This window comes from Nocardia vermiculata NBRC 100427, from assembly GCF_001613265.1.
GTDB classification, from domain to species: Bacteria; Actinomycetota; Actinomycetes; order Mycobacteriales; family Mycobacteriaceae; genus Nocardia; species Nocardia vermiculata.
In genome coordinates, this window is sequence record NZ_BDCA01000007.1 from 227,821 (window position 1) to 247,067 (window position 19,247).

19 protein-coding genes are annotated in these 19,247 nt (G+C 68.1%); 7 read left to right on the forward strand and 12 right to left on the reverse strand.

Going from position 1 to position 19,247, the window contains the following annotated elements; all coding sequences use genetic code 11:
- The first annotated feature begins 391 nt into the window (after positions 1-391).
- From NV2_RS11755 to NV2_RS11765, 3 genes are all read left to right on the forward strand, one after another.
- The gene (locus NV2_RS11755; RefSeq protein ID WP_067871835.1) at positions 392-685 is read left to right on the forward strand and encodes a WhiB family transcriptional regulator; all 294 of its coding nucleotides are present in this window, start codon (positions 392-394) and stop codon (positions 683-685) included.
- 419 nt (positions 686-1,104) lie between these two features.
- Positions 1,105-1,680: a sigma-70 family RNA polymerase sigma factor gene (locus tag NV2_RS11760; protein ID WP_067871838.1), complete on the forward strand. Its 576-nt coding sequence runs from the start codon at positions 1,105-1,107 to the stop codon at positions 1,678-1,680.
- Between the two features lies 1 nt (position 1,681).
- Complete coding sequence (locus NV2_RS11765; RefSeq protein ID WP_067871841.1) at positions 1,682-1,945, forward strand: RskA family anti-sigma factor; 264 nt, start codon at positions 1,682-1,684, stop codon at positions 1,943-1,945.
- An 85-nt stretch (positions 1,946-2,030) separates the two neighbouring features.
- On the opposite strand, the gene groL is transcribed toward NV2_RS11765, so the two are convergent.
- Entirely contained in the window at positions 2,031-3,635 is a 1,605-nt protein-coding gene (gene groL / locus NV2_RS11770; protein WP_067871844.1) for a chaperonin GroEL, read from the reverse strand.
- 199 nt (positions 3,636-3,834) lie between these two features.
- Positions 3,835-4,137 carry a co-chaperone GroES gene (groES, locus tag NV2_RS11775; RefSeq protein WP_067871847.1) on the reverse strand — a complete coding sequence of 101 codons (303 nt, stop codon included), beginning with the start codon at positions 4,135-4,137 and terminating at the stop codon, positions 3,835-3,837.
- Positions 4,138-4,711: 574 nt separating this feature from the next.
- On the opposite strand from groES, the gene NV2_RS11780 reads away from it, so the two are divergent.
- Positions 4,712-6,427: a DUF7159 family protein gene (locus tag NV2_RS11780; RefSeq protein WP_157102865.1), complete on the forward strand. Its 1,716-nt coding sequence runs from the start codon at positions 4,712-4,714 to the stop codon at positions 6,425-6,427.
- 61 nt (positions 6,428-6,488) lie between these two features.
- On the opposite strand, the gene tsaD is transcribed toward NV2_RS11780, so the two are convergent.
- From tsaD to NV2_RS11815, 7 genes are all read right to left on the reverse strand, one after another.
- Positions 6,489-7,523: a tRNA (adenosine(37)-N6)-threonylcarbamoyltransferase complex transferase subunit TsaD gene (gene tsaD, locus NV2_RS11785; protein ID WP_067871850.1), complete on the reverse strand. Its 1,035-nt coding sequence runs from the start codon at positions 7,521-7,523 to the stop codon at positions 6,489-6,491.
- Positions 7,520-8,053 carry a ribosomal protein S18-alanine N-acetyltransferase gene (rimI, locus tag NV2_RS11790; RefSeq protein ID WP_067871852.1) on the reverse strand — a complete coding sequence of 178 codons (534 nt, stop codon included), beginning with the start codon at positions 8,051-8,053 and terminating at the stop codon, positions 7,520-7,522. Before rimI ends, tsaD begins: the two co-directional genes overlap by 4 nt.
- Positions 8,050-8,727: a tRNA (adenosine(37)-N6)-threonylcarbamoyltransferase complex dimerization subunit type 1 TsaB gene (gene tsaB / locus NV2_RS11795; RefSeq protein WP_067871855.1), complete on the reverse strand. Its 678-nt coding sequence runs from the start codon at positions 8,725-8,727 to the stop codon at positions 8,050-8,052. Before tsaB ends, rimI begins: the two co-directional genes overlap by 4 nt.
- A 285-nt stretch (positions 8,728-9,012) precedes the next feature.
- The gene (gene tsaE, locus NV2_RS11800; protein WP_067871858.1) at positions 9,013-9,465 is read right to left on the reverse strand and encodes a tRNA (adenosine(37)-N6)-threonylcarbamoyltransferase complex ATPase subunit type 1 TsaE; all 453 of its coding nucleotides are present in this window, start codon (positions 9,463-9,465) and stop codon (positions 9,013-9,015) included.
- Positions 9,458-10,531 (reverse strand): alpha/beta fold hydrolase, encoded by a 1,074-nt coding sequence (locus tag NV2_RS11805; RefSeq protein WP_067872002.1) that lies wholly within the window; start codon positions 10,529-10,531, stop codon positions 9,458-9,460. The genes tsaE and NV2_RS11805 overlap by 8 nt, the downstream gene beginning before the upstream one ends.
- Before the next feature lie 50 nt (positions 10,532-10,581).
- Positions 10,582-11,781 (reverse strand): alanine racemase, encoded by a 1,200-nt coding sequence (gene alr / locus NV2_RS11810; RefSeq protein WP_067871861.1) that lies wholly within the window; start codon positions 11,779-11,781, stop codon positions 10,582-10,584.
- A 16-nt stretch (positions 11,782-11,797) separates the two neighbouring features.
- Positions 11,798-13,255 (reverse strand): NAD(P)H-hydrate dehydratase, encoded by a 1,458-nt coding sequence (locus tag NV2_RS11815; RefSeq protein ID WP_067872004.1) that lies wholly within the window; start codon positions 13,253-13,255, stop codon positions 11,798-11,800.
- A gap of 134 nt (positions 13,256-13,389) precedes the next feature.
- Here NV2_RS11815 and NV2_RS11820 point away from each other — a divergent pair, with 134 nt between their 5' ends.
- A complete protein-coding gene (locus NV2_RS11820; RefSeq protein WP_067871864.1) occupies positions 13,390-13,812 on the forward strand; it encodes a cupredoxin domain-containing protein in 423 nt (140 codons plus the stop codon).
- Between the two features lie 17 nt (positions 13,813-13,829).
- Here NV2_RS11820 and glmS read toward each other — a convergent pair whose 3' ends face one another.
- On the reverse strand, positions 13,830-15,698 hold the full coding sequence (gene glmS / locus NV2_RS11825; protein ID WP_067871867.1) for a glutamine--fructose-6-phosphate transaminase (isomerizing): 1,869 nt from the start codon (positions 15,696-15,698) through the stop codon (positions 13,830-13,832).
- A 130-nt stretch (positions 15,699-15,828) separates the two neighbouring features.
- Between glmS and NV2_RS11830 the strand changes: the two genes are divergently transcribed.
- A complete protein-coding gene (locus tag NV2_RS11830; protein ID WP_067871870.1) occupies positions 15,829-16,695 on the forward strand; it encodes a dienelactone hydrolase family protein in 867 nt (288 codons plus the stop codon).
- Positions 16,696-16,742: 47 nt separating this feature from the next.
- On the opposite strand, the gene NV2_RS11835 is transcribed toward NV2_RS11830, so the two are convergent.
- Positions 16,743-17,051, reverse strand: coding sequence for a DUF6802 family protein (locus tag NV2_RS11835; RefSeq protein ID WP_067871872.1), 309 nt, complete (start codon positions 17,049-17,051; stop codon positions 16,743-16,745).
- Between the two features lie 159 nt (positions 17,052-17,210).
- On the reverse strand, positions 17,211-17,402 hold the full coding sequence (locus tag NV2_RS11840) for a PspC domain-containing protein (protein WP_067871875.1): 192 nt from the start codon (positions 17,400-17,402) through the stop codon (positions 17,211-17,213).
- A 147-nt stretch (positions 17,403-17,549) separates the two neighbouring features.
- Here NV2_RS11840 and NV2_RS11845 point away from each other — a divergent pair, with 147 nt between their 5' ends.
- Positions 17,550-19,220 (forward strand): ABC-F family ATP-binding cassette domain-containing protein, encoded by a 1,671-nt coding sequence (locus NV2_RS11845; RefSeq protein WP_067871877.1) that lies wholly within the window; start codon positions 17,550-17,552, stop codon positions 19,218-19,220.
- The last annotated feature ends 27 nt before the right edge of the window (positions 19,221-19,247 follow it).

Genomic DNA, 19,247 nt, shown 5'->3' on the forward strand with positions numbered 1-19,247 from the left:
CAACCCCTGCCGAACTGGGAAAATGTAGAAATGAACAGACAGCCAGCACTGTTGGTGAAAACCGGATAACCGACCAGTATCACTATCTCGGGCCGAAAAGTAAACAGCGCGGAGGTAAATCTGGGAACCACTGGAATTACGATCAGCGACGGGGTAAGTATTGACGTGATTTCACCGCGCGACCTAATGTACGTCATCGCCGTCGTCGGCGCCGCGCGAAATTGCGGCGACCGCGCGTACTGCGATCGCCGCGCACGATGGCGATACGGTCCGAGCCCGATCTCGGCGAGGTCACTGCCGCCCCCGCCCCCGCCCCGGGTCCGGACAGACCGCTGCTGACCAAGCACCGCTCGACAACGCCGACGAGCTCGCACCATGAGGAGTTCACCACATGCCCATGCCCACCCACCTACCCGGACCGAACGCCGACATCTGGGATTGGCAGATGCGCGGCTCGTGTCGCGGCGTGGACTCCGCCGTCTTCTTCCATCCCGATGGAGAGCGCGGCCGGGCCCGGACGCAGCGCGAGTTGCGTGCGAAGGAGATCTGCCGCACCTGCCCGGTACTGATGCAGTGCCGGAGCCATGCACTGAAGGTCAGCGAGCCCTACGGGATCTGGGGCGGCATGTCCGAGGCCGAACGGGAGCTCCACGCACGGCGAAATCGACGCCGAATGGCGGTCTGACCGGCGCTCGCCAATTTCGGTCCGAGCCCGCCAATCCGAACCGAGCGGGGCGCCGAATACCTAGCAAACACCCGGCCATCGAACAGGGCCGGCGACACCGGTACCGGCGCAGGTACTCGACCACCGTCGATTCGCTTGCCGCAGGTATGGCCCGCAATCGCATCAGCTCACAGTTTTCGTGCAGACATCGACGTCTTCCGGCGTGTCCCTCGGCGCGTCCCGGCGTGTCGAGTCGTTGGCGAAAACGACTGGGCCGCAGATGCCTTACCCGACGCACCCCACCGGAAGGGAGGTCATAGCCTCACGCTACGGTAGTGGCCGATGACACAGAATGGAGCGTTGTGACAACGCGGCCGCCGGCCGCAGAGGACGACTCGTTCCAAGGTTCCATCAGGGACGATCGGACAACCACACCAGTTGTGGGCTCTGCGACGACGGCACGCGCAGCCGAAGGCATCGAACTGGCCGCACTTCTCGAACGTTGCGGCAGGTCTGATCGACAAGCCTTCGCGGAGTTGTACGACCGCACGTGCGCCCGGGTCTACGGACTGGTGCTGCGTGTCCTCCACGATCCCGGTTATGCGGAGGAGACGACACAGGAGGTCTACCTCCAGATCTGGCGCACCGCAGCCAATTTCGACGCAGCCAAGGGATCGGCGGTGACCTGGCTGATGACGCTCGCGCATCGCCGCGCCGTCGACCGCGTCCGCGCCGAACAGGCTCATGCACAGCGCGAGGTCATCTACGGTGCCGGCACGCAGGGCAATGAATTCGACGAGGTCACCGAGGAAGTCGGACGTCGGCTGGAACAGCAGGCCGTACGCGAGAGCCTCGCCACCCTCACCGAGACCCAACGTGAGGCAATCACACTGGCCTACTTCGGCGGCCGGACTTATGCGGAGGTCGCCACCTACCTGGGTGTAGGGCTACCGACCGTCAAGTCCCGTATACGGGATGGATTGACACGACTGAAAAAGAGCTTGGGAGTGACGTGAGATGAACCAGAGCCAGATCGATCTTGCGCATACGGTCGCGCTCGGATCGATCGGCGACGAGGACCAGCGCGCGGTCCAGGATCTCCTGGATACCGGGGATCCGAATCTGCGCGCGGACTTCGACACGGAAGTGCAACTGACCAGAGAAGCTCTTGCCCTGTTCGCCTCGACGTCGGCCGTCCAGCCGCCGCCCGGTCTGCGCGCCCGCCTGCTGGACGCAGTCACCGAGAACCGTCCCCCCACCGCCCCCAGTCCGACGACATAGCAGTCACCGCAACGACAAACGGCCTGTTCACGTTTCGTGGGAAACGTGAACAGGCCGTTTCGGTTGCCGAACGTTCAGCCGGATCTCAGTGCGAGTGGCCGTGCTCGTCGGCCTCTTCCTCGGCCGGCTTGTCGACCACTGCGCTTTCGGTGGTCAGCACCATGCGCGCCACCGAGGTCGCGTTGAGCACCGCGGAGCGGGTGACCTTGACCGGGTCCACGACGCCGTCGGCAACGAGGTCACCGTAGGTCAGGGTGGCAGCGTTGAAGCCGTCCTTGCCGTCTCCGACCTTGCTGACCACGACCGCGCCGTCGACGCCCGCGTTGCTCGCGATCCAGTACAGCGGCGCCTGCAGTGCCAGGCGCACGACCTCGACACCGATCGCCTGATCGCCGGTCAGCGAGTCCCGTAGCTCGACGAGCTCGGTGGCGGCCTTGACCAGCGCAGTGCCGCCGCCGGAGACGATGCCTTCCTCGACCGCTGCCTTCGCCGCGCTGACCGCGTCCTCGACGCGGTACTTGCGCTCCTTGAGGGCGGTTTCGGTGGCGGCGCCGACCTTGATCACCGCAACGCCACCGGACAGCTTGGCGAGCCGCTCCTCGAGCTTCTCGCGGTCCCAGTCGGAATCGCTTGCCTCGATCTCGGCGCGCAGCTGCGCGACGCGTGCGTCGATGGCCTCCTGGGTGCCGGCGCCGTCGACGATGGTGGTGTCGTCCTTGGCGACCACGATCCGGCGCGCCCGACCCAGCAGGTCCAGCCCGGCCTCACGCAGCGAGATCCCCAGATCGGGGTTGACGACGGTACCGCCGGTGACGACCGCGAGGTCGTCGAGGAACGCCTTGCGGCGATCACCGAAGAACGGAGCCTTGACCGCGACGACCTTGAGGGTCTTGCGGATCGCGTTCACCACGAGGGTGGACAGCGCCTCACCTTCGACGTCCTCGGCGATGATCACCACGGGCTTACCCGTTTCGGCGATCTTCTCCAGCAGCGGCAGCAGGTCCGGCAGCGAGCTGATCTTGTCGCGGTGCAGCAGGACGTGAACGTCCTCGAAGACGGCTTCCTGCTTGTCGTGATCGGTGACGAAGTAGCCCGACAGGTAGCCCTTGTCGAACTGCACACCCTCGGTGACCTCGAGGTCGGTGCTCACGGTAGAGGATTCCTCGACGGTGACCACACCGTCCTTGCCGACCACGGTGAGGGCCTTACCGACCATCTCGCCGATTTCCTCGTCGCGCGAGGAGACCGTGGCGACCTGGGCGATGGCGTTCTCGTCGGAGACCGGCTTCGCGGCGGCCAGCAGCGCCTCGGAAACGAGGTCGGCGGCCTTGCTCATGCCGTTGCCGAGGCCGATGGGATTGGCGCCGGCCGCGAGGTTCTTCAGGCCGTTCTTGATCATGGCCTGGGCCAGCACGGTGGCGGTGGTGGTGCCGTCGCCGGCGACATCGTTGGTCTTGGTGGCGACGCTCTTGACCAGCTGGGCACCGAGGTTCTCGAACGGATCCTCGAGGTCGATGTCACGCGCGATGGTGACACCGTCGTTGGTGACGGTCGGGCCGCCGAACGCCTTGGCGAGCACGACGTGCCGGCCGCGCGGGCCGAGAGTGACCTTCACGGCGTCGGCCAGCTTGTCGACGCCGCGTTCCATTGCCCGACGAGCCTTCTCGTCGAACTCGATCTGCTTTGCCATGGTTGGGATGTCCTTGGGGTGGGAGTGGTGGACGATTCGATGACGACGACCTGCGATCGGCCGTTGTCGTGTCCTCGAACGGCCGCTGCCCCGGCGCACGCGTGGGCACCGGGGCAGCGGTCGTTACGGTGCGATCCGAGTCGCGGGCGACGATGAAGTCGTCGTGGCTCGGACGACCGCGCAAGTCATCGAGGAAACGTCACTTGTCGACGACGGCCAGCAGGTCGCGCGCCGACAGGATCAGGTACTCCTCGCCGGCGTACTTGATCTCGGTGCCGCCGTACTTGCTGTAGATGACGACGTCGCCTTCCTTGACGTCCAGCGGAATGCGCTTCTCGCCGTCCTCATCCCACCGGCCTGGTCCGACGGCGACGACGGTGCCCTCCTGGGGCTTCTCCTTCGCCGTGTCGGGAATGACCAGGCCGGAGGCGGTCGTCGTCTCAGCCTCGTTGGCCTGGACGAGGATCTTGTCCTCGAGCGGCTTGATGTTCACGCTCGCCACGTTGAGCCCTCCACTTTCAGGGGATTCAATCTCGTCCGGGGCTGTTCCCCGGACTCACGGTTTCGGTCGGTTCCGACCCTGTGCACAGCCCCGTCGTCGCGGGTGCCGGGACCCCTGCCCAGAAGTCGAGCCGGCACTGAGCCAACCAGTGCCGACTAGCACTCTATACACGAGAGTGCCAGCGCTCAAGGGTGGGCAGTGCTGATTCGGCGACACGCCCGGAACCGTGGCAATTGATCGAGAAAATCTGTAACGTTCGGATAACGGAATGTGACAGTATGTAGGACGGTTCCGTGATCGGTCGTGCTCTCACAGCTGCCCTCAGCCGTAACCGCCACGCGATCCGCCCGATTACCAGCGTCACCCCACAGCTTCACATTGGCGCGCGAATTCCTTCGCGCGTGCCGGAGCGGAGGTTCGACCGCGCGACCTGCGGTCGATTCTGCCCCGGAGCGGATCGCACCCTCGGGACAGACAGCCCGAAAGGATCGCTCGTCGATCCGGTCCGCACAGTGCTCGCCGCACAGCGGATGTCCGTGACGTCCGCTCGACAAGCTCGAGAAGGGAGGTGAACATGCGAACATCCCTCGGCATCTCCGCCGGCAACGAGGTCGTCTGCTCGGCCGTCGTCGCGACGGCGCCCAACGGGGCCCAGAGTTTCGACTACCGCATCGTCTCGGCCGACGTGGCGCATTCCGATCCCGGCGACCTGGTGGCCTCGTCGATCGAACTGATGACCACACAGATGCCGCCCGACTATCTGCACCGGGTCGGCACGCACAGCCCCGGCGCCGCCGCTCCGCAGAACAGGCCGGTCCCCGCGGGAGCGATCGCAGTCGCCTACCGAGATCGCGAGCAGGCGATGGCGATCCGCGCTGCGATCGGCCGGCAGCGCCGGGACGTGCAGCTCATCCCCGAAAGCACGGCCGCCCTCACCTATCTGCGGGACACCGGGCTGCTCGACCGCTACGAGACCGTCGCGGTCATCGACCTGGGTGCCTCCGGGATGACGGTGACCGTGGCCGACCTCGCCGACGATACGGTGCTGCGCTCGGAGCGCACCGAGGTCATCAGCGGCGAAGCCGTCGACGAGTTGATCCACCAGCACCTGCTGGACTGCCATTTCTCGCGGCGCGGCACCCGGCCCAACCGCAATACGCTGATCAACCGCAGCCGGGCCGCCAAGGAGCACCTGTCCATCGCCCCGGCCGTGACGATCGATCACGTGGCGGGCAAGCCACTCAAGCTGACTCGCGCCGACTTCGCCGAGCTCATCGCCGGCCTGCTGGACGATATGGCCGCCTATGCCCGGGCGGTCTTCGCTCGGGCACCGAAATCGCCGCAGGCGGTCGCCGTCATCGGCGGCGGCGCGAATATCGCGTCGGTGGTGGAGGGGTTGGACGCCCTGCTCGACATCCCCGTGCTCTCGGTGCCCGAACCGGAGGCCGTGACGGCGAAGGGTGCGGCATTGATCGCCGATTCGGCCCAGCCGTCGGCCTTCTCCCCGATCGCACTCGGCGGCGAACGCTCCACCAGCACCTTCACCAAACTTGTCGGCACCCTGGCCGGCGCGATCGTGGTGGTCGGGCTGGTGGTCGGCTACGGCGTCAAGGAGCTCGTGCCTGCCGCCGAGGAGCCCGTGAACCCGGCGGGTACCACGAACACCACGCAGTTCACCACGCCTGCGACGACCACTCCGCTCGCGACCGGTGCCACACCGAGCTCCGACGGGGACGACCACAGCGACCGCGCGCCGGAGAGCACCACCTACCACACCACGAAGCCACAGAGCTCCGATCCCGGCCGCCCGGCGGAAAGCACGGAACAGACCACCAGCACCGGCGAACCCACGTCGACGACCGATACGTCCAGTACACCGGTGTTGCGACCGGACCCGGATCTGCCACAGATCCCGCTGCCGGACCTCCCGGACCTGCTGGGCCCGCTCCTGCGCACCACCACACCGCAGACTGTGCCGCCCGAGACGAGCCGCCCCGGCACGAACACTCCTGAAGCGGAGACCCCTGCCGCACCGGGCACTTCCGACGCACCCGGTCACCCGGAGTCCGCACCGGCGCAGGCCGCACCGCAACCTCGGGATCCCCGCCTGCCGGTCCCGCCGCGCGCGAGTTCGGGTTCTGCCGATACCGAGCGAGTCCCGCAGGCCGACACCGCCCCACCGGCCGATCCGGCTGCTCCACCGGCCGATCCGGCCGCCCCGCCGAACCGGACCACGGCGCCGGCCCCCGCCCCGAGTCAGGACTCGGTAACGGTTCGACCGGAGGACTGAATCCGCCACGGCCGGGCAGGCAACGTAGCCGGACGCTCGCCGACTTCGAAATACCTGTGCTTCAGCGGATCTGGCTGGTCGCCACCGACAACCCGGGGTCGGTCGCCACCGACAATGGTGACGGTGCGGCGCCTCCCGCGATCACATGCGCGCCGAGAGTCGCGATCATCACGCCGTTGTCGGTGCACAAGCGCGGTTTCGGCACGCGCAGCGTGATACCCACGGCGGCACAGCGCTCCGCTGCCATCGAGCGGATTCGCGAGTTCGCGGTCGCGCCGCCACCGAGCACCAGGGTGTCCACGCCGACGTCCCGCGCGGCACGTACCGCTTTCATGGTCAGCACGTCGGCGACCGCTTCCTGGAACGACGCGGCGATGTCGGGGATCGGGAGTTCCGTACCGGTGCGCTGCGCCGCTTCGACATATCGTGCGACGGCGGTCTTCAAGCCCGAGAAGGAGAAGTCGTAGCGCGGGTCGCGGGGACCGGTCATGCCGCGCGGGAATGCGATCGCTGCCGGATCGCCGTGCGCGGCAGCGGCATCCAGAGCCGGGCCGCCCGGAAATCCGAGATCCAGCAGTCGTGCCACCTTGTCGAACGCCTCGCCCGCCGCGTCGTCGACGGTACTGCCGAGTTCGACTATCGGATCGGCCAGATCGGTGACCTGCAGCAGATGAGTATGTCCCCCGGATACCAGCAGGGCCACGCAGGGCGGCATCGGGCCGTGTTCGAGGGTGTCGACGGCAACGTGCCCACCCAGATGATTCAGCGCGTACAGCGGAATATCCCAGGCCGCCGCATACGCCTTCGCGGCCGCGACCCCCACCAGCAGGGCACCTGCCAGGCCGGGGCCGATCGTCACCGCCAGTGCATCGGGCTTGGCGATCCCCGCTGCGGACAGTGCGCGGCGCATCGCCGGCACGACGGCCTCCAGATGGGCACGCGAGGCGATCTCGGGAACGACCCCGCCGAAACGCGCATGCTGGTCGACGCTGGAGGCGACCTCGTCGGCGAGCAACTCACAGGTGCCGTCCGGGTGCCGGCGAACGATGCCCACTCCGGTTTCGTCACAGGAACTCTCGATACCCAGGACGATCATGAAACGGCCTCGGAATCGGGGGCGTGTTCGGCGCCCGGGTGCGGAAATCCGGTAACCGCCGGACGGCGCATGGTGAACGCGTCGGCTCCACTGGGCTGGTAGTAGCGCTTGCGCAGACCGATGATGTGGAAGCCGTACTTCTCGTAGAGCGCGATGGCCGGTGCGTTGTCGGTGCGCACCTCCAGGAAGACCGGGCCGCCGCGACGCCCCGCCTCCGCCAGCAGTGCCTGCAGCAGTGCCGTCCCGACGCCACCGCGATGTACCTGCGGATCGACGCCGATGGTGTGGATCTCGGCTTCGGGGTTGTCGAGGTTCCCCAGCAGTGCGACACCCGCATACCCGAGCATGGTGCCCGACTCGTCCCGGGCCACCAGATAGCGGTTGTGCGAACCCGCGAGCTCCGACCGGAACGCCATGTCCTGCCAGGGGTCGTCCTCGGGAAACAGCAGCAGCTCCAGCTCGACGCAGCGCGCGATATCTCCCACCTGCATCGGTTCGATGTGCAGGGCGCGCGTGGACTCGGTGCTCATCGCACCGCCTGGTAGCTGCGCTCGACTGCATCGGGACGCCGCAGATACAGCGGAACCAGCGGTGCCGGGGTCACGCGTCCGAGCAGATCGGATGCCGCGCAGCGCACCAGGCCGGCCGGCGACGGGGTTTCCACCGGCAGCACCGGGAGGTCGAAAAAGTCGACATGCGAGGGCGATCCCGCGATGGCAGTCGCCTCACCGGAGTCCAGATCGGCGGGTTTGAGCACACTCGGGCCGTCCACCCGGCCGGTGCCGGCGTAACGCGCCCAGTACACCTCGCGGCGGCGGGCATCGGTCACCACCAGCAGTTCGGCGTCGTCGCCCCCCGGGACCTCCGGCCACGCCTCGGCGGCGATCGCGTCGAGGCTGCACACGCCGTGCACGGGCAGGCCGAGGGCGTCACCGAACGCGGCGGCAGTCGCCATCCCCACTCGCAGCCCGGTGAACGGGCCCGGACCGATACCCACCACGACCGCGGCGATATCGGTGCGAGTACGGCCGGTCTCTTCGAGGCAGGCCAGGATCTGGGGGGTGAGCACCTCGTTGTGAGCACGCGCGTCCACGGTCACCCGAGAGGCGAGAGTGCGGACCTGCGGCTGTGTGGCGGCCTGCTCCAGTTCCACCAGTCCTGCTGTAACGGCAGGCGTCGCGGTGTCGACAGCAAGTACAAGCATGATTGCCTCAACGATACCGGGTGGTCACCTCCCGTATGCCATCAGCGCCGTCGGCGTATCCGCATGTCGCAACCGTGCGGCGAACCCGCCGGGCCCGGATTCGGCCCCGTGATTCCGGGCCTCGGCCCGGGAGGCCGGCCAACAATCAAGTGCCGCAACAACTGCCACGCCGACCCGAAGATCCCGGGCGCCCGGGTGCCGAGCACGGCACGAATCCCGCTCTGCCACACATTCGCCCGGACCGCTGCAGCGGAGTCGGTCGTGGCGAGCATCACAGCAGTGATATCAGCGGCCGATCCATTCCCACGTCGCGGTCCGGGTCTCGGTTTCCGGGGCCCGGTACAACCGCACGCGCAGGTGCCGATCCGTGAGATGTTCGGCCACTCCCAGCCCCCATTCCACGACGACGACCGCCTGCTGCAGATCGGAGTCGAGATCGAGGGCGTCCAGCTCGTCCAGATCACCACCCAAGCGGTAGGCGTCGACGTGCACCAGAGGTATCGATCCCGGGCGCGGGCCGGCACGATGCTGGCGCGCGATGATGAACGTCGGCGAGCTGACCCGGCCTTCGACTCCGAGTCCAGCGGCGATACCGCGGGTCAGCGCCGTCTTGCCCGCACCCAGCGGACCGTCCAGCACCACCAGGTCCCCGGCCCGCAGGTCGGCGGCGAGCTCACGGCCCAGAGCCTCGGTCTCGTCGACCGTCGCCAGCTCCCGCCGTTGCGCCGCATCAGCCATGACATACCTCCCGGCCCTCGCTGCCACTGACGTCCGGCCCAACTCCCGCCCGTACGAGCAGCCGATCGAGGGCATCGTTGATCAGCTCGGGGTACTGCAGATGCGTCATATGCGAGCCGTCACCGACGCGGATCAGTTCGACGTCCGGCAGGCGAGCGGCCAGCTCCCGGGCATTGCGGAACGCGATGATCGGGTCGTGCCCGCCACCGGTGACCAGCACCGGGCCCGCGCCGAGGACCGGCAGCGCGGCCGATTCGTCGTGCAACTCCAGGGCCTCCAGGAAGGCGACGACGGTTTCGATCCGGGTGCCGGCGATCATGGCCGTGGTGAACCGCGCCAGCACCGGGCTCACCGAACCGTGGAACGAACCGACGTGCAGCACCGGGGTGAGGATGTGGCGCACCGACACCCGCACCGCCTCGACCAGCGCCGGCGAGGTACGAACCAGCATCCGGAACCCGTCGACCACCCGGCTGCGCAGCAGCTGTGCCACTCCGGCGCCGGTGACCTCGGCCGCGGTGGTCGACAACAGTGCCGTACCGGCCACGCGGCCGTCGAAGAGCCGAGGCTGCTGGGCGGCCGCGGCCATGATCGCCATACCGCCCATCGAATGTCCGACCAGAATCAGCGGGCCGGTGGGTGCGCACTGCTCGATCACCCGCACCAGATCCCGGCCGAGCTGCGGCACCGTGCACGCATCGCTGCCGGACAGGCCGGAGCGGCCGTGGCCACGCAGATCGAAGAACACCATGCGGATCCGCGGCCCCCACAGTTGAGCCAGATCACGGCGCTGGAAATGGAACGAACGCATGCTGTTGCAGAAGCCGTGCACGAAAACCACCGTGGCATCGGCGGACTCGGCCCCGACGACCCGCACCGACAGCGGCACGCCGTCCTCAGTCACCACTCGGCGCACGGGATCGCGGTCCAGGAGCGTGAAATCCTCGTCACGCAGTTCGTCGGGCGCGGCGGGCCGGCCGGCCGCTGCCACCCGCTGCCAGGCCTGGGCGCCCGCGAGCACCGCCAGCACGCTCGCCGAGGCGGCACCACCGAACCATCGTTGCACCGGGCGAAGATACCCCGCCGACGAAAGCCGTCGCGTCCGTGCGGCTTCCATCATTCGATTCCCGCGCCGCCGGTGAAGGTCCGCACCACCCGGCCACGCGGGAAACACACGATCTCGTAGTGGATGGTGTGCATCAGATCGGCCCAATCCTGGGCGTGCGGGTCACCGGGGGCGCCACCGAACAGCACCGCGGAGTCGCCCTCCTGCACCCCGGCGGGATTCTCCCCCAGGTCGACGACCATCTGATCCATGCAGACCCGGCCGACGTTCGGGTAGCGCGCATCGCCGATCCGCACCTCGATGCGGCCACCCACGCCGCGCGGCACCCCGTCGGCATATCCGGCGGGCAGCAGGGCCACCGTAGTGGCGTGCGGGGCGATCCATTCATGTCCGTACGACACGCCCTCACCACGCGCGACCCGCTTCACCAGCGCGACGCGCGCGCGGAAGGTCATGGCCGGCCGCAGACCGAAATCGGAGATCTCGTGGACCGGGCTCAAACCGTAGATGGCGATGCCGGGCCGCACCATGTCGAAGGCCAGATCGGGGCGGGTCAGGGTGGCGGCGGAGTTCGACAGATGCACCAGCTCCGGTTTCAGGCCGTATTCGGCGGCGGTCTCGACCGCCGCGACGAACCTGTCGCGCTGCTTATCGATCACCGGGTGGTCCGGTTGATCGGCGTGTGCGAAGTGGGTGAACATCGCCCGGAAGCGGACGACACCTTCGTCGACCAGCTGCCGCAGCAGGGTCAGTACCTGCGGATACTCCTCCGGAGACACACCGTTGCGGTTGAGTCCGGTATCGACCTTGAGGGTGACGATCGCGGTCGTTCCGGTCGAGCGCGCCGCCTTCTCGACCGCCCGCAACTGGTCGGCCGAGGACACTCCGATCTCGATGTCGGCGGTGATCGCCGCGGCATAGTCCGCATCGCAGGTGTTCAGCCAGGTCAACACCGGCGCGGTGATGCCGGCAGCGCGCAGCTCCAACGCCTCGGAGATGGTGGTCACCCCGAGTTCGGCGGCACCGGCGGCGAGCACGGCACGAGCGACGGGTACCGCACCGTGGTTGTAGGCGTCGGCCTTCACCACCGCCATCATCGCGGCGCCACCCGCACGTTCACGCAGGATCCGCACGTTGTGTGCGACAGCATCCAAATCGACGACGGTCTCCACCTGCGGATCAGCACTGTTCACGCCTACCGATCCTGCCACGCGGCGAATCCGTTTCCCCCGGCACGCCCGGTGAGTCATTTCACGATGGAAACAGTCACCGCTCGCTCAGGCTGCGCACGGTGCGAATGGCCGGGCGCAGATGTCTCAGCAACGGCGATGCAGAGACGGGAGCCGCGGTGTCACCGCCCGCATGAGCCGCGAGGTTCGCGGCGAGGGCATGTACCCGGGCACCGGCCGCGGCCGCCCGGCCAGGGGAGCAACCGGCGGCCAGCAGGGCGCCGATGACACCGGACAACACATCTCCGGCACCGGCGGTCGCGGCCCAGGACCCGCCGGCCTCGTTGATCAGCGTCGGCTCGCCGGGAGTGGCGATCACCGTCGATCGTCCCTTCAACAGGACCGTCGCCCGCCACTCCTGCGCCAGTGCCCGTACCTCGGACACCCGATCGGCGCCGATCTCGCGACCGGTGAGCCGAGCGAATTCCCCTGCATGCGGGGTCAATACGGTGGGCGCCGTGCGTCGGGTCACCAATTCCGGCGTGGCGGCCAGCAGGGTCAGTCCGTCGGCGTCGACCAGCACCGGCTCGGCTGTCGCCAGAATCCGCGACAACAGCTCGCGCGCCGCGTCGTCGGTCCCCGCGCCCGGGCCGAAGACCCAGGCCTGCACGCGCCCGGTCGACGACAGATCCTCGGCCGCAATCACTTCCGGGAACTGCTCGACCACCTGCGCTGCTGCCGATCCGCAATAGCGCACCATCCCGGAGGTGGCAGCCACCGCGGCGCCCGTGCACAACACCGCCGCCCCGGGGTAAGTGGCACTGCCTGCGACGATCCCGGTCACCCCTTGGGAATATTTGTCGTCGTGCGCGTGCGGAACCGGCCAGCCACGGCCGACCGCAGCCGGTTCCAGTGCTGCCAGCTTCGGAGCCGGTAGCTGTAACCCGATGGGTACCAACTCGATTCGCCCACACCAGGGCGCGGCGAGGGCATGGACCGGTTTGTAGGCGCCGAAGGCCACCGTCACGGCCGCCCGCACCGCCGGACCGTCGACCGCACCGGTATCGGGGGCGACTCCGCTGGGCAGGTCCGCAGCGATGATCGGAGCCGCGCTCGCCGCGACCAGTTCCGCGGCCCGCGGCCGCAGCGCACCACGACCCGAGATCCCGACAATGCCGTCGACGATCAGGTCCGGCCGGCCGAGCAGTTCCGCGGCGGCGGCATCCGTGGCACCCCGAACCCACCCACCGGACCGGCGCAGAGCGGTGAGCCCGGCGCGATGCGTGCGTTCCGGTGCCAGCAGCACCGCGGTGACCGCGACACCACGGCGGCGCAACATGGATCCCGCCCACAGCGCATCCCCACCGTTGTCACCCGATCCGACCAGCACCGTCACGGCCCGCCCCGCGATGCCACCGGTCCGCGCGCGCAATTCCGCCGCGACCACGGCCGCCAGTCCGTACGCCGCGCGCCGCATCGGCACGCCCGCGGCGACCCGTTCGAACAGTTCGGCCTCCGCCGCCCGCACCTCGTCGGCGGTGTAATAGCCACGCAGTTCCGTTGCCATGGTGGACATCCTCCTCCGCCTGGTCCCGCCTGGTCGTACCGAATATCGAAACGCAGACTACGCGCGGCGCGTCAGCGACCGGCGCGATCGAGGCGGCGACCGCGAGGACTAGGCTCGCAACCATGTCGTTCGGCACCCGCGCAGCACTGTTCCCCGTCCTCGTCGCCGCGGTCGCCACGGCCGGACTGATCGCGGGATGCAGCTCCGACACCGGGCCCTCCACCCCGACCACCAGCGCGGTAGCCGGCACGAACACCGGCGAACCCGCCGCCCCGGGCGCAGCACAGCCGGCCTCGACCACCGTGCAGGTCGACGATATGAAGTTCTCGCCCGCGGAGATCACGATCAAGGTCGGCGACACCGTGACCTGGAAGTTCTCCGACAAGGTCCCGCACGCCGTCCAAGGCATCGGCGATTCGGCCATGGGGATCAACAGCCCCATCTTCACCGAGGGTGAATGGAGTCACACCTTCGATGTGGCCGGCAGCTACCGGTACCTGTGCCCGCTGCATCCGGAGATGCGCGGCACGGTCACCGTCGAGTAGTCACCGGCTCACACCGCTTATTCGACGGTGACCGACTTGGCCAGATTGCGCGGCTTGTCGATGTCGTAGCCACGGGTCTGCGCTACCTCGGCAGCGAAGATCTGCAACGGCACCGTGGACAACAGCGGCTGGAACAGCGTCGGCGCGGCAGGGATCTCGATGAGGTGGTCGGCGAACGGACGCACCGTATCGTCGCCCTCCTCGGCGATCACGATCGTGCGCGCACCGCGGGCCTGAATCTCGCGGATATTGCTGAGCAGCTTCGAATGCAGTACCGCGCGCCCCTTCGGCGAGGGCATGATCACGATGACCGGAAGGCCCTCCTCGATCAGCGCGATCGGACCGTGCTTGAGCTCACCGGCGGCGAAACCCTCCGCGTGCATGTACGCGAGTTCCTTGAGCTTGAGCGCACCCTCGAGCGCCACCGGGTAGCCGACGTGGCGCCCCAGGAACAGCACCGTGGACTGGTGGGCGAAGCGCCGGGCGACCTCACGCACCTGCGGTGCCGTCTCCAGCACCCGCGCCACCAGCTTCGGCATCGCTTCCAACTCACCGAATTCGCGCGCCACCTCGTCCGGATATTTGGTACCGCGCGCCTGAGCGAGAGCCAGACCGACCAGATAGTTCGCGGTGATCTGCGCGAGGAATGCCTTGGTGGAGGCGACGCCGATCTCCGGTCCGGTACGGGTGTAGACCACGGCATCGGACTCGCGCGGGATCTGCGCACCGTTGGTGTTGCAGATGGCCAGCACCCGCGCCTTCTGTTCCTTGGCGTGGCGCACGGCTTCGAGCGTGTCCGCGGTCTCGCCGGACTGCGAGATCGCCACCACCAGGGTGGACCGGTCCAGCACCGGGTCGCGATAGCGGAACTCACTGGCCAGCTCCACTTCGACCGGAACCCGGGTCCAGTGTTCGATCGCATACTTCGCCAGCAGGCCCGCGTGATACGAGCTGCCGCACGCGACCACGAACACCTTGTCGAATTCGCGGAGCTCCTGGTCGGCGAGACGCTGTTCGTCCAGCACGATGCGGCCGTTGGCGAAGTGGCCCATCAGGGTGTCGGCGACGCCGGTGGGCTGCTCCTCGATCTCCTTGAGCATGAAGTAGTCGTGGCCACCCTTCTCGGCGGCAGCCAGATCCCAGTCGATGGTGAACGGCCGGGTCCGCACGCCCTCGGTGCTGCCGGCGAAATCGGTGACCTCGTAGCTGTCCGCGGTGATGACTACTGCTTGATCCTGCCCCAGCTCGACGGCTTCACGAGTGTGCTCGATGAAGGCCGTCACATCCGAGGCGATGAACATCTCGCCCTGCCCGACACCCACGACCAGCGGAGTGGACCGGCGCGCCGCGATGATCGTGCCGGGATGGTCGGCGTGGGTGAACACCAGCGTGAACGCGCCCTCCAGCCGGCGCAGCACGGCCAGCGCGCTGCCCACGAAATCGCCCGCAGTGTCCCCGGAGGCATAGGCCCGGGCAACCAGATGCACCGCGACCTCGGTGTCGGTGTCACTGAGCAGTTCGACCCCGGCGTCCTCGAGTTCGCGCCGCAGCGGCGCGAAGTTCTCGATGATGCCGTTGTGCACCACCGCTACCCGGCCGGTGGCGTCACGGTGCGGGTGCGCATTGCGATCGGTGGGGGCCCCGTGTGTCGCCCACCGGGTGTGCCCCATTCCGGTGGAGCCCGCGAAGGCTCCGGAGCCGGCCTCGGTCAGCTCGGCCTCCAGATTGGCCAGCCGACCGGCCTTCCGTTCCACGGCGATGTCGCCTGCACCGTCGAGGATCGCCACGCCCGCGGAGTCGTAACCTCGGTACTCCATGCGGCGCAGTGCGTCCACGACGACGCCGAGCGCGTCCCGGTATCCGACGTAGCCAACGATTCCGCACATGGTGGTTCAGCGTACTTGGGCGCCGTCGACACGCGAATCGGACGGCTATCGGTCGAGGTGGTGGCGTGTCAGCGAACCCCGGCTCCCAACGGTGCGGCAATCCGGGCGAGCATCGGTAGAGTTCACCATCGTGTCGGTGTCTGTGAAATCGCTTCTGAGCATTCTGACCAGCCCAGGTCCGCACCGGGTCATGCGCGGCAACCTCGGCATCGCCGGGCAGCCGGGTGTGGTGTACACCCCGGCGGAGGGCAGCAACCTGCCTGCGGTGGTCTTCGGGCACGGCTGGCTCGCGGGCGCCGGCAACTACCGCAAGCTGCTCGAACACCTCGCCTCCTGGGGATTCGTCGCCGCGGCACCCGACACCGAACGCGGACCGCTGCCCTCACATCTGAATCTGGCCAACGATCTGCTCACCACCTTGGACATCTGCGCGGGTGTCCGGCTCGGCATCGGCGATATCAGCGTCCATCCGGACAAGTTGGCCCTGGCCGGGCACGGCATGGGTGCCGGTGCCGCGGTGATCGCGGCCTCCCGGCGCCGGGTGGGGGCGGTCGCAGCCCTGTTTCCGGCGCCCACGGCTCCCGCGGCCGAACCGCTGGCCGCCGAGATCGACACCCCCGCGCTCATCCTGGCTGGCGGCGCCGATCTGTCCTCCACCAATTGCAACGCGGTAGCGCTCGCCTCGGCGTGGGGTGGACCGGTGTCACTGCGAACCGTCGACAAGGCGACCCAGAACGGCATCGCCGAAGGCCGACGCGCCCTCGCCGCCCTCGGCGCCGCCAAACACGAGCGCAAGACCGAGCGGGTCGCGGGTGCCCTGCTGGTCGGCTACCTCAGCTACCAGCTGCTCGGCGACAAGAAGTATGAGATGTTCGCCGACCCCGAGGCCGAGATCCCCCGCACCACGGTCGTCGATCCGAAGGCAATCCCCGAGCCCGAACCCGAACACCTGTCGCCGATGCAGGTGGCACAGGTCGCACGAGCGCTACGCAAATAACGCTCGCGGCGGCAGCGAGCCGTTCCCGGCCCGAATCGGGCCCACTCTCAGTGCCCCAGGGTGCCCTTGTCCACCTGAACCCATTCGGTCCGGCCGTCGGGATAGTGGTGGAACTCCCAGGCCTTGTAGTCACCGGAGTCGTCGATGATGGTGGCGTGGTCGGCGTAGCCGTCGTGGTCCATATCGGACCAGACCTCCATGGAGTGGTCGCTGTGGAACGTCTCGGTATCCAGGACGCCGTCGCCATCGATGTCCTGGGAGGTGTGGTCCAGTTCCACGGCACCGATACCGCCCAGGTCGGAATGCGCGTCGACTTCGGGCAGGCCCAGGCCCGGCAGATCGCCCGAATGGATCATGTGTGCTCCTCGAGGCCGTGGCGGGAATTTGCTCCATCCTGGCATTCGCGGACGGTCCGGCGCATCCCCGGCCGGGCAAGTTGTGGACAACTTCCCACAGCCGAGGTGCACGGGAGCGATTGCCTGTGGATAACTACCGTCCAGTCCGGCGCGGTGGCGTCACCGCTTCGGAATGACTACCCACAGCACCAGGTAGAGGATGAATTGCGGCCCGGGCAACAGGCAGGAGGCCAGGAACAGCAGGCGCACCAGGCCGGAGCTCCAGCCGAAGTATTCGGCTATACCGCCGCAGACACCGGCGATCCACTTGTCGGACGTCGATCGGGTCATGCGGCGGGTGGGGGCGGTCATATCGCTCTCCTTCGTCACGGTAAATCTCGGTTGTTCCACTGTGCCCGGGCGGCGCTCGGTCACGCATCCGGCGACAGACCCATCCCGACCCTGAATTCCACCGGGGCGGACTCAGGGTCGCGACCACCACCGGGCAGACTCCTACGCGTGAGTACGACGCTGCATGCCCATGGCCTGTCCGCAGGTCACGGTGAACGCATGCTGTTCGAGGACCTGGATCTGGTGCTGGCGCCGGGCGATGTGATCGGGCTGGTCGGAGTGAACGGGGCCGGCAAGTCGACGCTGCTGCGAACGCTGGCCGACCGCACCCCCCAGACCGGCCGCATCACGCTCAGCCCACCGGACGCCACCGTCGGCTACCTGGCGCAGGAACCCGAACGCATCCCCGGTGAGACCGTCACCCGGTTCCTCGCGCGACGTACCGGGGTCGACGCGGCGCAGCGGGCCATGGATGCCGCCGCCGAACGCCTGGCGACCGAAGCCGGCGACAGCACCGCGGCACAACACTATTCGGAGACACTCGAGCGCTGGCTGGCCCTGGGCGGAGCCGACCTGGACACCCGGGCTCTGGAAGTCGCCGCGGATCTCGGGCTCGATGCGAGCCTGCCCCGGGGACTCGAGACACCGATGACCGTGCTGTCCGGCGGCCAGGCCGCCCGAGCCGGCCTGGCCTCGGTGTTGCTGTCACGCTTCGACATTCTGCTGCTCGACGAACCCACCAACGACCTCGATCTGGACGGCCTGACCCGGCTGGAGAATTTCGTCACCGGAATCAGGGCCCCGCTGATGGTGATCAGCCACGATCGGGAGTTCCTGGCCCGCACCGTCAATCGCATCGTCGAACTCGACCTCGCACAGCATCAGGTCGGCACCTACGACGGTGGCTACGAGTCCTATCTGGCCGAACGCGAGATCGCGCGCCGGCACGCCCGGGAAGCGTACGAGGAATACGCCGACACCCGAGCCGGCCTGGAAGCGCGGCAGGTCACCCAACGCAACTGGCTCGAACACGGGGTCCGCAACGCGCGTCGCAAGGCCCGGGATCCGCGAAAGGTGGATTCCGACAAGGCCGGACGCAAGATGCGCGCGGAATCCACCGAGAAGCAGGCCTCGAAGGTACGCCAGACCCAGCGCCGCATCGAACGGCTCGAGGTGGTGGCCGAACCGCGCAAGGAATGGGAACTGCGGATGTCGATCGCCGCGGCCCCACGCAGCGGTTCGGTGGTGTCGACGCTGTCACAGGCCACCGTGCGCCACGGTGATTTCGTGCTGGGACCGATTACCGCGCAGATCGATGGAGGCGACCGGATCATCCTGACCGGCCCCAACGGATCGGGTAAGTCGACGCTGCTGTCGCTGCTGCTGGGCAAGATCGCGCCCGAACACGGCACCGCCTCGCTCGGATCCGGTGTCGCCGTCGGAGAAGTCGACCAGGCACGCGGTTTGTTCCGCGGTGATGCCTCGCTCGCCGCAACCTTCGGTGCCGAGGTACCCGACCTGTCCGACTCGGAGATCCGGACCCTGCTCGCGAAGTTCGGGCTGCGCGGCACCCACGTGTTGCGCGCCAACGACACGTTGTCCCCCGGTGAGCGCACCCGGGCGGCACTGGCGTTGCTGCAGGCGCGCGGAGTCAATCTGCTGATCCTCGACGAGCCGACCAACCATCTCGACCTGCCGGCGATCGAGCAGTTGGAGCAGGCGGTGGAATCCTTCGACGGCACCCTGGTGCTGGTCACCCACGACCGCCGCATGCTCGACACCGTGCGCGCCGGGCGGCGCTGGCGGATGTCCGCCGGACAGCTGACCGAAGATCACTGAACCGCCAGGAGGTACGGCTGTGGATGC

Excerpts from the sequence above, each read along its gene's own strand:
- tsaB (WP_067871855.1), bottom strand. The coding sequence starts at position 8,727 with ATGCTTGTACTTGCTGTCGACACCGCGACGCCTGCCGTTACAGCAGGA.
- tsaE (WP_067871858.1), bottom strand. The coding sequence starts at position 9,465 with ATGGCTGATGCGGCGCAACGGCGGGAGCTGGCGACGGTCGACGAGACC.
- tsaD (WP_067871850.1), bottom strand. The coding sequence starts at position 7,523 with ATGATCGTCCTGGGTATCGAGAGTTCCTGTGACGAAACCGGAGTGGGC.
- alr (WP_067871861.1), bottom strand. The coding sequence starts at position 11,781 with ATGACTCACCGGGCGTGCCGGGGGAAACGGATTCGCCGCGTGGCAGGA.
- rimI (WP_067871852.1), bottom strand. The coding sequence starts at position 8,053 with ATGAGCACCGAGTCCACGCGCGCCCTGCACATCGAACCGATGCAGGTG.
- NV2_RS11820 (WP_067871864.1), top strand. The coding sequence starts at position 13,390 with ATGTCGTTCGGCACCCGCGCAGCACTGTTCCCCGTCCTCGTCGCCGCG.
- NV2_RS11840 (WP_067871875.1), bottom strand. The coding sequence starts at position 17,402 with ATGACCGCCCCCACCCGCCGCATGACCCGATCGACGTCCGACAAGTGG.
- NV2_RS11780 (WP_157102865.1), top strand. The coding sequence starts at position 4,712 with ATGCGAACATCCCTCGGCATCTCCGCCGGCAACGAGGTCGTCTGCTCG.
- glmS (WP_067871867.1), bottom strand. The coding sequence starts at position 15,698 with ATGTGCGGAATCGTTGGCTACGTCGGATACCGGGACGCGCTCGGCGTC.
- NV2_RS11755 (WP_067871835.1), top strand. The coding sequence starts at position 392 with ATGCCCATGCCCACCCACCTACCCGGACCGAACGCCGACATCTGGGAT.
- NV2_RS11765 (WP_067871841.1), top strand. The coding sequence starts at position 1,682 with ATGAACCAGAGCCAGATCGATCTTGCGCATACGGTCGCGCTCGGATCG.
- groL (WP_067871844.1), bottom strand. The coding sequence starts at position 3,635 with ATGGCAAAGCAGATCGAGTTCGACGAGAAGGCTCGTCGGGCAATGGAA.
- NV2_RS11835 (WP_067871872.1), bottom strand. The coding sequence starts at position 17,051 with ATGATCCATTCGGGCGATCTGCCGGGCCTGGGCCTGCCCGAAGTCGAC.